Here is a 13,112-nt window from a genome sequence, read left to right as displayed (position 1 = left end):
CTACAGAGGGTTCGCTAGATCTCTTCGTCGAACTCGTCGTCGCGACGGCCCATGCCGTACTTGCGCATCTTCTCCACCAGGGTGGTCCGGCGGATGCGCAGTCGCTCGGCGGCACGTGCCACGACGCCACCGGCATCGTCCAGCGCCTGCTGGATAAAGCTCTTTTCCAGGTTGGCCAGGTAGTCCTTGAGATCCAGGCCTTCGCTCGGCAGCAGCGCCGAGGACGACACCTCGACCGTCCCGATCCCAGCCATGGCCTCACGCTCCTGCAACTCCTCGCGCAAGGACTCCACCATGGGATCGGCTTCGTCTTCCACGTAGCGAAACTTGAGCGGCAACTCGGCCACGCCGATGACGCCATAGGGATGCATGATCGCCATGCGTTCCACCAGGTTGGCCAGTTCGCGGACGTTGCCCGGCCACTCGTGGCGGCACAGCGACATGATGGCGGCCGAGTTGAAGCGGATGGAGCCCCGCTTCTCGTGTTCCATCCGCGCAATCAGTTCGTTGATCAGCAGCGGGATGTCTTCACCCCGTTCGCGCAGCGGCGCCATGTCGATGGGGAAGACATTGAGGCGGTAGTAGAGGTCTTCGCGGAAGGTGCCAGCGGCGATCATCTGCTCCAGGTTCTTGTGGGTCGCCGCGATGATGCGCACGTCCACGCTCTGGGTCTTGTTGCTGCCTACCCGCTCGTAGGTCCGTTCCTGCAGCACCCGCAGGAGCTTGACCTGCATGGGCAGCGGCATGTCGCCGATCTCGTCGAGGAACAGGGTGCCGGTGTTGGCCAATTCGAAACGACCGGCGCGACTGGTGATGGCGCCGGTGAAAGCACCCTTCTCGTGACCGAACAGCTCGCTTTCCAGCAACTCTGCCGGAATGGCGCCGCAGTTGACCGGCACGAAGGGCGCCTCGCGGCGCTTGGAGTGGAAGTGCAGGTTGCGCGCCACCACCTCCTTGCCGGTGCCGGACTCACCGAGGATGAGTACCGTGGCCTCGGTATCGGCCACCTGCTGCATCATCTTGCGCACGCCCTGGATGGCGCGGCTGGTACCCACCAGGCTGCGGAACAGCTCGGGCTCGCGCTGACGCCCGCGATCCCGAGCCTGGTCGTACATCTCGCGATAGACCTGGGCACGGTGCAGGGAATCCAGCAGCTTGTTGTAGGCCAGCGGGTATTCGAGGGAGACCAGCACGCGGCGGCGGACATCGTCCGGCCACTCCGGCTGCGCCGCTTCGCCGAGCAACAGCAGCGGGACCATCTCGTCCCAGGCCACCACCTGCTTGAGCAGCTCGACGCTGTTGCCGCGGCTGTCGACGCGACCGACCAGCACACAGCTGACCTGCCGACTGCTGTCGAGCGCTTCGAGGGTGGCCTGCCAATCGGAACTGGTGCAGGCGAGATGAGCTTCGCCGAGAAAATCGAGAATGACCGAGACCGCCTTGCGCCGCTCGGCTTCATCGTCGATCAGAAGGATCTTGGTTTCACGCCACATGTCCCTGCCCCAATTCGGCTTGTCGGTTCGCTACGCGCAGGAGTCGCCTGCATCCAAGTGCCAACTGGTCGGCATCTTGCGCAAGTTAAGACAAATTGTGATGCGGGGTCAATTTTATGGCGGCGAAATATCCAAACTTTGAATTACCGTCCAACAGATGACAGTCAACCGAACAGTTGATAGACCTTGGCGGCCTGATTCGACTTGTTGAGCTTGGTCAACTCCTGGGCGGTAGCATCCCGCTCTGCCTTGCAGCTCTGCAGCAGGGAGGCATAGAGCGCCAGCAGGCGCTCGAGGCTGGCACGCAGGGCTACGGCCTCGTCGCCTGTGGCATACATGGCTTCGTCGACGAACAGGCGGCAATCCAGATCCAGCTCGGCGATCCGCGTCCAGTCTCCGGCCTTGAGCGCAACGGCCATCTGCTCATAGACGAGCTCGACGCGTTCCACCGGGGTCTTTTGCATGGCGACGTTCATCGGTCGACTCCAGATCAGGGGGCAATGGCATCCCAGCCGGATTTGATCTCGCGGATCAGGCCGGATACTTCTTCAAGGATAACAGGATCATTGTTGCGGTTGGCTTCGCTGAGCCGGCGGATCATATAGTCATACAGACGATCCAGGTTGGTGGCGAGCTCGCCACCCTGCTCGAAATCCAGGACGTCCTTCAGACCGGCGATGATGGATACCGCCTTGCCGATCAGCTCGCCCTTCTCCGGCAGCCAACCCCGCTCAAGCGCGCCTTGCGCCTTGGCCAGACGATCCAAGGCGCCCTGCATGAGCATCTGGATCAGCTGATGGGGACTGGCTTCGAACACCTGCGCCTGCAGGCCGACCTGCTGGTATTGGCGCATGGCTGTCATTGCGTTCATGTCACGACCTCTGTGTGTTTCCGATACTTTCTTTATCGGTCATGACGCGAATTACTTGACCCCTTTATCGACCGGATTGGCCGAATCGGCCCACTCAACTCTTGTTGGCGAAGGGCATGGCCGCCAGCTGTTGGGAGAGCGAGGACGCGGTGGTCGACAACGACGAGTACAGCTGGTCCATGGCGTTGTATTGCTTGTAGAGACGATCCGAGAGCGCGGTCATACGCGTGTTGAGCGTGGCGGTCTGGGCGTCCACGTTCTTCAAGGTGGTGCTCAGGGAGTTCGAACGCTGCTCGAGAATGCCATTGGTCATGGTATAGGGATCGAGCTTACCCTTGAGCCGCGCCGCTATGCCCTGGTCGCCAGTGAAGAAGCTGGACAGGTCACTGAAGTTGGAGCTCACCATACTGCTCAGCTTGGTGTCGTCGATGGCCAGGGTGCCATCCTTCTGGGTGGTGATACCCAGGTCGGCCAGCGCCTTGACGGCGCCTGTCCCCTGCATGGTGCCAAGCTCGCTGCGGATGGTGGTCGTGAGGCCGCGAGCAGTCGCATCCCCCACCAGCGCAGCCGCGATGGGCGAGCTGTTGTCCCCGACCTTCGTCACCGAGGTCTGGGTCTTGATGACACCCATGAGCTTGTTGTAGGCATCCACGAAGCCCTTGATGTTGCCCTTGACACCCGACTCGTCCTGGCTGACGCCGACGGTCATCGGACTGTCCGCCGGGGTGGTGGCCTTGAGGGTGAAACTTAGACCATCGACCGCATTGCTCACCGTGTTCGAAGCGCTGGTGACCTTCAGACCATCGATGGTCATCTGGGCACTCTTGGCTTTGGAGAGCGAATGGGCGGCGGCAGGATCGCTGGAGTCACTGTTGCTTGGCGTGTAGGCCAGCTTGGTCAGACTCTGTTTGCCCGAACCATCATCACCACTCACCGACACCGAGATGTCATTACCGTCACCGGTCTTGGTGCTGCTCAATACCAGTCGTGAACCCGTGTCGTCATTGACGACACTGGCACTGATGCCCTGGTTCTGTCCGGCCTTATTGATGGCATCGCGGATGCCACTCAGGGTGTTGTTGGTGGCATCGACCTGAATGTCCGAGAGCTTGGTATCGCCGATCTTGATGCTCAGCGTGCCCTTGCCGAAAGTGGTGGGAGAAGAAGATTTGGTGCCATCGCTGGCAGTCGTGGTGGAGGTGGCTGGTACGGACGCCAGGGCCACCTTGCTGCTGCCAGCCAGTTGCGTGACTGCGACCTGATAGCTCCCGACGCTGGCGCTGGTACTGGCCGTGGCCGTGAGATAGTCGCTTTTCGACAGGGTGACGGCCCGCGCCTGGAAGCTGGTGGGGCTATTGAGCGTGGTCAGCGCCGTCTGGAATTCGCTGATGGCGCCCTTCAGGGAACCGATCGCGGTCAGCTGCGCAGTCGCCTTGGTTTGCGTCGCGTTCAACTGATCCATCTTCGGTGCCTTTTCGGCGGCCACCATCTTGGTGACGATGGAATCGATGTCCAGTCCCGACCCGCCAATCCCGCTGATACCTGCCATGTCGCTATCCCCCTGCCAACGTTACGTCGTCGCCCCTGCGCTTAGTCAGTCTGATTCAAGTTCCGCGCCAACTAGGCTTTGGCCTTGAACATCAGGCTGCGCATCTCATCCAGCTGCTTGGCCAGCTTGAGCACCTCCTCGCTGGGCATCTGCCGGATGAGCTTGCCGGATTCGCCGTCCAGCACCTTGACCACCACCTCGCCGGTGGAGTCATCGATACTGAAATCCAGGTTGCGGTGGTCTTCCTGGAATTTCGATTTCAGCTTGGACAGGGCGCCATCCATGTTGCCGTCTTCCGGCTTCTCGGCCTTGTCCCCGTCGGCCTTGCTGGTCTGGGAAACCGGCTTGACCGTGGAGTCCGCCGTGGGCGCCGCAGCGCTGAAGGACGTCGCGGCCGCAGGGCTCGATTGAGCGCCATAGGGCCTTACCGCTGAAAAACCCGTTGTCTTGACGATGTCCATTGTAATGTCCTCACAACGCATGAAAGGGAGAAGGGGCGTCCCCCTTCTCCCTGCCTAGACCGATCTCTGCCCTTACTGGAGCAGGCTGAGAACCGACTGGGGCAGCTGCTTGGCCTGGGCCAGGATCGCGGTACCAGCCTGTTGCAGCACCTGGTTCTTCGACAGGTTCGCGGTTTCCGCGGCGTAGTCGGTGTCCTTGATGCGGCTACGGGCGGAGGTGGCGTTCTCCGAGATGTTGGTCAGGTTGCTGATGGTGTTGTCGAAGCGGTTCTGCACCGCACCGAGGTCAGCGCGCTGGGAGTCGATGTTGGCCAGGGCCTGGTCGATCACGGACAGAGCCTTTTGGGCGCCGTCGGCGGTGGAGATGTCGACGTCGGAGACCTTGCTCAGCGAGGACTTGGTCGCACCGAAGATCGCAGTGGTATCACCCGTCATGGCGAAAGTGGTCGGCGAATCCAGCTTGACGTAGCCCATGGCTTGACCGCCGTTGGCGCGAACATCCACGGGGCCGCTGAAGCTACCATCGGACTTCTGCGACGAGACGCTGATGGCGCCTGCAGCGTTACCGGTATCCGCACCGAAAGTTACGTTTTCGCCGGTGGCCGAGGTGATGGTCAGCTTCTTGGACTGAGTGTCGTAGTTGGCGGTGACGCCCAGCTTGGCGGCGTTGGCATTGATCTGGTCAGCCATGTCCTTTGTGCTGGCTACGCCGACCAGGTTCAGCGAGTTGCTGCCCACGTTCATGGTCATGTTGGCCGCACCGCTGGTAATGGAGTCGGTTACGGTCAGCACAGTGCGCGCCGAAGCAGCGAGACCAGGAATCTGGCCATTCATGGCGCCAGCGATGGTCTTGGCCGAGTCACCGGCGGCGTAGGTCACCGGCTGGCTCTTGCCACCGCCCACAAGGGTGATGCTGCCGCTGGCGGTGAGCACACCACCGCTGCCCGCAACCGCACTGCCTGCGCTCGTGCCGGCACCGCTACCGATCTGGTTGGAACCCAGGGCAGTAGCCGAGGTGTCCTTCAGGGTGACGTCGATGGTTTCGTAGGCGTTGGCGCCGATCTGGAAGCTGGTGGTGCCGAAGGAGCCGTCCAGCAGCTTGCGGCCACCGAAGGTGGTGGTCTGGGCGATACGGGTCAGTTCGTTCTGCTGCGCGGTCACTTCCTTCTGCAGAGCGGAACGGTCGGCGTCGCTGTTGGAGCCGTTGGCGGACTGCACGGCCAGGTCGCGAATACGCTGCAGGATGTTGGTGGACTGCTGCATGGCGCCTTCAGCGGTCTGCGACAGGGAGATACCGTCGTTGGCGTTGCGAGTCGCCTGGTTCAAACCGTTGATCTGGTTGGTCAGACGGTTGGAGATCTGCAGACCGGCGGCATCGTCCTTGGCGCTGTTGATACGGCTACCGGTGGACAGACGCTGCATGGAGGTGGCCAGGGAGCTGGACGCGTTCTGCAGGTTACGCTGAGTGTTCAGGGAAGGGATGTTGGTATTGACGGTAAGTGCCATGGTGGCGTCTCCAGTTGAACCTTGTGTGCCTGAGCATGCGAATGGGACCTGCTTGCTCAGACGCCCCTGTATTTCGCATTCATCTTGTTTATCGGCGCCTGTCGCTAGAACTTTAAGGGTGTTTGGCGATTTTCTTCGCCAGACACTTGACAGTGATCAAACGCCGGAGAGTGACATCCAGGTTATCGACGGGAGAGCCGTTTTATTTAATGGCGAAGCGCACTTTTCATCGCGACGTTCAACCGGGTAGCCATCCAGCCTGCCAGACGTCCAGATTGCAGCCTTCATGCATCCACTGTTGGAGCACCTGTTCACGCAGCAGATCGCCCTGTCGCGCGGTGGCATCCAGATCGGCCAGCTGACTGCGAATGGCATCGCACCAGTCCTTGAATCTGTTGCGCACCCGGGTGACCGGCAGATCACCCCGGTAGGGCTCGATATCCGAGCACACCACCGGGAAACCGCAGGCGCCATATTCGAGCAGCCGCAGGTTGGTCTTGCAGCGGTTGAACAGGTTGTCTTCGAGCGGCGCAATGGCCAGGTCGAGATTCAGGCTGGCCAGCTTGGCCGGGTAGTCATTGATGAAGACTCCCGGATGGAACTCATGCACATAGGGTCTGAGTCGGTCGGGGCACATCCCGAAGAGGACCCACTCCACTTCATCGGCAAGCGCCTGGACGACATCCACCACCAACTCCAAGTCGCCGGTATGGCTGCTGCCCCCCGCCCAGCCCACTCGTGGCTTGCGTCCCTGCCTACGCAGGCTCTGCCGCCCCGCCCACCAGCGTGGAGGCAGGAAGTTCGGTACGACGCGTATATCGGTATTCATACCGGCCAGAGCACTGCTTAGCGCCGGCGTGGAAACCACCAGGCGGTCGCAGGTCGCCACGGCCTGACGCAGCGCCTTGAGGATATCCTTGGGTATCGAGGCGCGATGCATGCTCTTGAGCGGCAAGTTCGGCAGATAGTCGTCCAGCTCGAACACCGTGAAGGTGCGCGACAGCCTCTGCAAGCGACGCAGGCTGTCACGCTGGTCATCGGTGATCTGCCGCTGCAGAACCAGGGTATCGACCGAAAAACGCTCCAGCTCCAGAGGCGTCGGATGCTGGGCGCAGATCAGCCCTTCCACCCGGCCGGCATCGCGCAGCGCCATCAGCGGCTGACGTATCCGGTAGTGGCCGCAGCCCGCTTCGTCGGCGGGACAGACCAGGATCTGTGGCAGGACAGCCTGCTGCAGGCGTCGCGTACCGTATTCGAAGCTGAAGCCGCTGCCGGCCAATGAGAGCTGGGGATTGTAGGCTGGATCCCGTGCCAGCACGGGGAGCCAGCGTTCCTGCAGCGCCTCGCGCTCCGTCGCTCGTTGCCGATCGACCAGCGTGCCGTCCAGGCCTTCTTGGATAACGGTCGCCTGGGGTGTCCAGACGTTGAGATAACCCGCCTGCCGCAGGCGCAGGCAGAAATCCACCGGGCCATAGGCCAGCGGAAAGCGCTCGGCATCCCAGCCATCCAGCGCCAGGATCAATTCGCGCTTCAGTAACAGGCAGCTCGCACCCAGGGCGCTGTAATCCTGCACCAGTTGCAGACGACTCAGATAGCCAGGCGTCTGCAGGTCCTCTCCGGCGAAGGCGGCACTGGCCCCATCGTCCAGGCCCAGCAGCAGGCCCGCTTCGAGGATCCGCCCCTGGGGATCACAGATGCGTGGTCCAACGGCGCCGACCTCCGGCCGCTGTCCCTGATCGAGCAGAATCTCCAGCCAGTCCGGTTGCACCAGCACGCAACTGGGCTCGAGCAGCAGCAGGAAGTCCGCCGCGCTGGCCTGGGCCACGGCGTTGATCAGCGCGGAGCGATTCGGCTCGCCAGCAAAGCGCCAGACCTTAACCTGTTCGGCACCCAGCGCCTCCAGGTCATCCAGCCAGCGTTGCGTCGCCGGCTGACGGCTGCCGCAATCGACCAGCAGGACCTCAAAACCGGCATAGCGGGTCTGTTCCAGCAGGCTGTCCAGACAGCGCTGGGCGCGCTCCAGCTCATCCAGCACCGGGATGACCACCGATACGCTGGGAGTCGCCTGATGGCCGTAGGTGATGAGATACCGCCGTGGCAGAAAGGCTTCGACCCGGGCCTCGGCATAGCCGCGCGCCTGCACGTGCTGCTCCAGCGCCACCTGCTCGGCGGGCTCGACGCTCAGGGCGGGACTGTCCGCGACCAGCAGGACCTCGGGCAGATGCTCGATACCGGCCCCGGCATGGCGCTGGATCACCCGCAGCAGCAGATCCAGAGGTGCCGCAGTGCCGTAGGCGGGCTCCAGGCCGCCCAGGGCGAGTAGGCTCGACTGACGCACGGCCCAGTGCCGGCCGAACAACGCCGGAAAGCTCAGCAGCAGATCCAGGTTGAAGTCCGGGCGAAAGCAGGCGCCGATCGCGCCTTCGGCAGAGCGCTGCAATTCGTCGGCGAAACAGGCATGACTCGCCTGCCCCTCGGGATCCTGCAACTGCAACCGGGCCAGCATCGAGGTGAACAGCAGTAGGCCGCTGCGAGTGAATTCGCCACCGGCGTCCAGGGTCAGCCACCAGTCGCAAGCCCCATTGCCCTGCTCCTGCATTCGGGCCGAGGCAACGTTCATGACCTCTCCTGCCCCGACCGGCAGCCATTCGACGCCGGCCTCCAGGGTGACGGGCGCAGGCGCCGGGCTGACTACCACGGCGGTCCAGGCCGTACCCAGGGTCTCTTGCAGACTGGCCAGGGTTCGCTCCACCGCAACGGCGTTCTGGCCGGCATCCAGAATCAGGATTCCCAGCAATTGCCGACCGCGGCCCAACTCCTCAACCGGACGCTGCAGCGCCTCGCGCTCTGCCGGGATAGGCAGGCGGGCATCCAGCCAGGCCAGCAGACGCGGCACCAGGCCGACGGCCATCTCACCCATCAGTTGTGCCACGCGCTGGGCGGCATCGCCCGCCTGGGCAAGGTTGTAATAGGGTGCGCTGCGGGCGCTGGCCGCGACCTGGCGAGCCCGCTCGACAGGATCGCGCAGCAGGCGGCCAAGCGCATCGGGGAGCTCTTGCGCCGTGACGTCGGCGATACCGGCCTCCGCTGCATAGCAGGGTCCGAAGGGCATGTTGCCGGGATGCCGCAAATTGATGGCAGCGGTGCCGCTCAGCAAGGCTTCCACGCAGTAGTTGGAATCCACGGCGATCAGCACATCGGCGACCACCGGCCAGAGCGGACCGTCTTCGGCCAGATAGAAATAGCGCCCCGGATCGGCCTGGCGTTCGCGCAGCAATTCAGCCACGCGCGTCTCGCCGAACTGGAAATTGGGCGGACGATCCTTGATCACCGGATTGAAGGTCAAGCCGCTACTGAACAGCTTCTCGCAAGCATCGATGAAGGCTGCCACGGTCCGTTCGAAAATGGCCTGGTCACCGTGGGCGCTATGGCCGCTCGCCCAGGTGGTGCCGAACACCACGATGGGTTCTCCGACGCGCAGACCATGCCTGGCATGCAGGGCCGCGGCATGCTCGGCACGGGCGGCCCGCCGCGCGGGAATGCCATCCCAGGCCGGATTGCCAGTGACCCTCAGGCGCTCCGGCGGCACCCCATAATCCAGATAGCCCTCCAGGCCACGCTGGCCATAGACGGCGGTGATGTCGGCGACCTGGCGCCCATGCACCGTGTAGGGATCGTTCAGCGCCAGGGCGTGGGACAGGTGCAGGGAGGGAATCCCCTGGGTACGCGCCCAGAGCATGGTCACCTTGGCGATGACCATCACGTCTTCACTGCCCAGCACCAGGCTCAGCCGGTAGTCGCGTTGCGCGCGGGCAAGGCTTTCCAGCAGCGTCACCACGGTGGGCAACTCGGCGTGCAGGCGGGCATCGATCAGGGCGTGCAGCGCGGTCCAGTCTTCGTTGTGCAGACGCGCCGGTGGCCCCTGATCGAACCAGAGCTGCAGGCGGCTATGCCAGTGGTAGGTGTCGCGCTCGACGGCGAAGACGCCCGCATCGTCCAGCTCCTGATCCAGCACGAAGACTTTGCTACCCGCCTCGTCCAATACGTCCAGCAGCCCCTGCGAGACATAGGGCGACAGGGTGATCAGGGTCAGGGGACCGTGTCGGCGGAAGAACTCCCGCAACACCGGCAGTTGATTGTCCCAAAGGAAGGCGACGATGGCCGGGGCTTTCACGAGGGCGTTCTCCGTGCCGGAAAATACTGCCGCAACAGCGGCGTCATCAGGGAATAGTCGAGGCCACGCAACAGCTCTTCATGTTCGCCGGAGCCCTGGCGCCACGCGTCCAGTATGGTCATGGCCCGCTGATCGATCGCCTCCGCGGACTGCCAATCGCGCAATTGCCGAGCGGCTGATTCTGGCAGCAGCGCCAGCCAATCCAGCTGCGGATAGTGGCGCTGCAGAACTTCGCCAAGCATGAGCAACAGCTGCTGGGCACGCAGGGAAGAAGTCGCCTCCGCCTGGCTTGCCGCCAGCGCCTCGGCACCCGGCGCCAGGCGCAGAGGATCACTCAGGGCCTGGTCGCGCTCGGCGAGCTGCTGCAATGCGTCCGCAGGATCCACCGCCCCGGGACGCTTCTCTGCCGCGACCAGGCAGCGTCCACTTGCCCGGGGTGCCAGCGTGGCGAAAACCTCCTGTTCCAGGCGCAGCGCCCAGGTCAGCAGCGGCTCGTCGTTGGCGAGCCAGGACAGCAGCCGCCGCCACTTGTGTCTGTGCCTGAGCCCCCGATACAGCCAAGCATTGTCCCAGAGCCCGGCATAGGGTTCGACGGCGATGACAGCCAGCCCCTGGGCGCTCAACTGGCTGATCAGGTCGCGTACGGCATAGCAAGGCGTCCGCTGATCCTGGGCTGTCAGGCGCCGACCGAACCCCTGCCAGTGCTCCGCCGGACGTACGTCCAGTACCAGTCGCCCGCCCTCTTCCAAGGCAGCGGCGTAGTCATGCCAGCGCTGTTCAGCCGTTAGACTTGCCGGTAGCGCGGCATAGGCCTGCATATTGCGGGTCGCCGGTACGGACAGCTGGTCGGCGCTCACCCGCAGGGGTTCGGCTGCGGGATCCAGTTGGCGCCGGGCGAAGGCATCTTCCACCTGCTGCCGCAGGCAATCGATCCCGGCATTGCCGAAGAGCCAGGGACCGTCTGATAACGGCAGGTCGGTCGAGGTCCAGTCCCGGGCAACCGGTGAGCCGCCGTCGTACTCGATCATGATTGCAGCAGCCTGCCAAGCACGAAGGCTTCTGCCGCGGCCATGCCGACACAGGCACCACGCCAACGGGCAAGATGCTCGACTGCCTTCAGCGAGCGCGGGTGCGGCCAGGCGCGCATTTCCATGGCATAGGCATCCAGGGCCTGCAGCTTGAGCGTCAGCACGGAATCGATATCGACGAACCAGTTCGGCAGGAAGGCCGGTGCGCTGTGAGGAGGCTGCCATTCGGTGGACGAGGCGACTTCGAAGAACAGCAGGGTATGCACCGGATGACCCGGTTGCGGGCGGCACGCGGTGACTACCGCTTCGTGCAGGCGTCGATGATCGATGTTCACGTCGCCACACCAGTGGCCATAGACGATACCGGGCCGCAGCTCGCCAATCAGGGCTTCGACGGGCTTGACCAGATCCAGCAGATCGAGGCTGTCGAGGCGATTGTCCGGCAGGTCGAGACGGGTCAGGCGATCCACTCCCAGAATGCGATTGGCGTCGTCGGACGCCTTCTCGAGGGCGAGGCGCTCCGCCTCCTCGGGTGTGCCGCGACTGTAGAGCCCCTGGGCCATGATGACGACATGCACCTCGTCCCCCCGTGCCTTGTGCTGGGCGATAGCGCCACCACAGCCAAGAATCTCGTCGTCCGGATGGGCGGCGATGACCAGAACGCGTTCGTTGCTCATGAGCTTTTCTTCTCGGGTTTGCGCGCCACCAGCGACCAGGTGGCTATGCACAGGCCATCGGCCGGCTCCAGGCGCTGGGCACGTCGTTCTTCGAGGTGCAGCAGGTCGAAATCGGTGAAGAGTTCGCGCAGCTGGGCCTCATCGGCAAAGTGCACCCGCCCCACCCCGGCAAAGGGCCCGGACGTGTAAGAGGTACGGGTATTGGCATCGGTATCGGGTCGCCCATGGACAACCTCCGAATGCGCGGTGGAAAACCAGTCCACGCCAATGAACAGCCCACCGGGCCGCAGGGCCGCCAGCACCTGGGCCAGGCAACGTCGGATGGCGGCGGTGGTGTTGTGAGTCAGACTGGCGCGATCAAGAATCAGCTCGAAGCCTGGCGTTAGCGGCCAGGCCTCGGTGAAGTCAGCGACGAGCAACCTCTCTCTGAGCGGCGGAAAGCGTTCTTGCAGCTGAGTGACCATGGTCGGACTGCCATCGAGGCCGTGGTAGTCGACCCCGAGCTGCAGAAAAAACGGGATGTTGGCACCCGCGCCACAACCGAGTTCCAGAACACGGTGGCCTGCGCCGAGCATGGGATGATGGCGCCGGGTCAGGCTGACCACATCCGACCAGGGCCAGATGGACAGATGGGTATTGGCCGCATAGCGCTGCTCCCATTCGGCGGAAAAGGTCATGGCTGACTCCTGAAGGGGGTGATCGATTCGGGCTGATTGAACCACCAGTCGACCACGCCTAGGCCGGGACTGAACTCGCCCCAGAGCTGAGGATAGGATCGCGGCACGAACGCCTGGTACTCCACGGCTATTCCGGCGTTGGTAAACGACGCCTCATCCAGATAGTCACGCCCAAGGCTACCCGATACATAATGTCTAGCCCCCAGGCGCTGGCAGATTTCCAGTACCAGCGCCGACTTGCGCTGCCGCAGGTCGAGGTCGCTCGCGCGCAGCACGGGTGTCGAGATCCGCAATTCGTCGAGCCAGAAGCGCAGCTGGCGCCAGCACCAGGCCGAGAGCAAGTCTTCAGGTTCGGCGTAGAGGGCCTCAAGACGCGCAAAGCGCATGGCGAAATGCGGAGTGCGCCGATAATTCAGCGCCAGCGCCTTGAGGTGGTCGGCGCGCCAATCGCGCGAATTGTCGATACGGGTCTCGCTCAGATCGCTGTTCAGGTGGCCGCGACTGGATACCGGTATGCTCAGCCACTGGATACCCTGAGGGGTCTTGATGCGATTGCGATTGATGAAGCTGTTCTTCTCGAATTGCACGGTATCGAGAAAGACGAAACGGTCGACCTGGGCGATGCGATCGAAGTAACCGAGCCAGGGTAGATAAGCAGGCTGATGAATGGCCACCC

The 13,112-nt window shown here is 63.3% G+C and carries 11 protein-coding genes; all 11 read right to left on the bottom strand.

What is annotated here, in order from left to right; all coding sequences use genetic code 11:
* Nucleotides 1-14: 14 nt before the first annotated feature.
* Entirely contained in the window at nt 15-1,493 is a 1,479-nt protein-coding gene (locus ACZ5R1_RS07490; RefSeq protein ID WP_044340926.1) for a sigma-54 dependent transcriptional regulator, read from the bottom strand.
* A 164-nt stretch (nt 1,494-1,657) separates the two neighbouring features.
* A complete protein-coding gene (locus ACZ5R1_RS07485) occupies nt 1,658-1,969 on the bottom strand; it encodes a flagellar protein FliT (RefSeq protein ID WP_464712977.1) in 312 nt (103 codons plus the stop codon).
* Between the two features lie 14 nt (nt 1,970-1,983).
* Nucleotides 1,984-2,364 carry a flagellar export chaperone FliS gene (gene fliS / locus ACZ5R1_RS07480; RefSeq protein ID WP_026083956.1) on the bottom strand — a complete coding sequence of 127 codons (381 nt, stop codon included), beginning with the start codon at nt 2,362-2,364 and terminating at the stop codon, nt 1,984-1,986.
* A 94-nt stretch (nt 2,365-2,458) separates the two neighbouring features.
* Nucleotides 2,459-3,913 (bottom strand): flagellar filament capping protein FliD, encoded by a 1,455-nt coding sequence (gene fliD / locus ACZ5R1_RS07475; RefSeq protein WP_464712976.1) that lies wholly within the window; start codon nt 3,911-3,913, stop codon nt 2,459-2,461.
* Nucleotides 3,914-3,984: 71 nt separating this feature from the next.
* On the bottom strand, nt 3,985-4,374 hold the full coding sequence (locus tag ACZ5R1_RS07470; RefSeq protein ID WP_077172406.1) for a flagellar protein FlaG: 390 nt from the start codon (nt 4,372-4,374) through the stop codon (nt 3,985-3,987).
* A gap of 72 nt (nt 4,375-4,446) precedes the next feature.
* Entirely contained in the window at nt 4,447-5,880 is a 1,434-nt protein-coding gene (locus ACZ5R1_RS07465; protein WP_027598014.1) for a flagellin N-terminal helical domain-containing protein, read from the bottom strand.
* 238 nt (nt 5,881-6,118) lie between these two features.
* Complete coding sequence (locus ACZ5R1_RS07460; protein ID WP_464712975.1) at nt 6,119-10,054, bottom strand: glycosyltransferase; 3,936 nt, start codon at nt 10,052-10,054, stop codon at nt 6,119-6,121.
* The gene (locus ACZ5R1_RS07455) at nt 10,051-11,082 is read right to left on the bottom strand and encodes a hypothetical protein (protein WP_027598015.1); all 1,032 of its coding nucleotides are present in this window, start codon (nt 11,080-11,082) and stop codon (nt 10,051-10,053) included. Before ACZ5R1_RS07455 ends, ACZ5R1_RS07460 begins: the two co-directional genes overlap by 4 nt.
* Complete coding sequence (locus ACZ5R1_RS07450) at nt 11,079-11,759, bottom strand: PIG-L deacetylase family protein (RefSeq protein ID WP_027598016.1); 681 nt, start codon at nt 11,757-11,759, stop codon at nt 11,079-11,081. Before ACZ5R1_RS07450 ends, ACZ5R1_RS07455 begins: the two co-directional genes overlap by 4 nt.
* Nucleotides 11,756-12,436 carry a class I SAM-dependent methyltransferase gene (locus tag ACZ5R1_RS07445; protein WP_027598017.1) on the bottom strand — a complete coding sequence of 227 codons (681 nt, stop codon included), beginning with the start codon at nt 12,434-12,436 and terminating at the stop codon, nt 11,756-11,758. Before ACZ5R1_RS07445 ends, ACZ5R1_RS07450 begins: the two co-directional genes overlap by 4 nt.
* Nucleotides 12,433-13,110: a WbqC family protein gene (locus tag ACZ5R1_RS07440; protein ID WP_177324644.1), complete on the bottom strand. Its 678-nt coding sequence runs from the start codon at nt 13,108-13,110 to the stop codon at nt 12,433-12,435. The genes ACZ5R1_RS07445 and ACZ5R1_RS07440 overlap by 4 nt, the downstream gene beginning before the upstream one ends.
* Between the last annotated feature and the right edge of the window lie 2 nt (nt 13,111-13,112).

Source organism: Pseudomonas sp. Pso3 (genome assembly GCF_055393275.1).
This window is presented reverse-complemented; position numbering and strand designations above follow the sequence as displayed.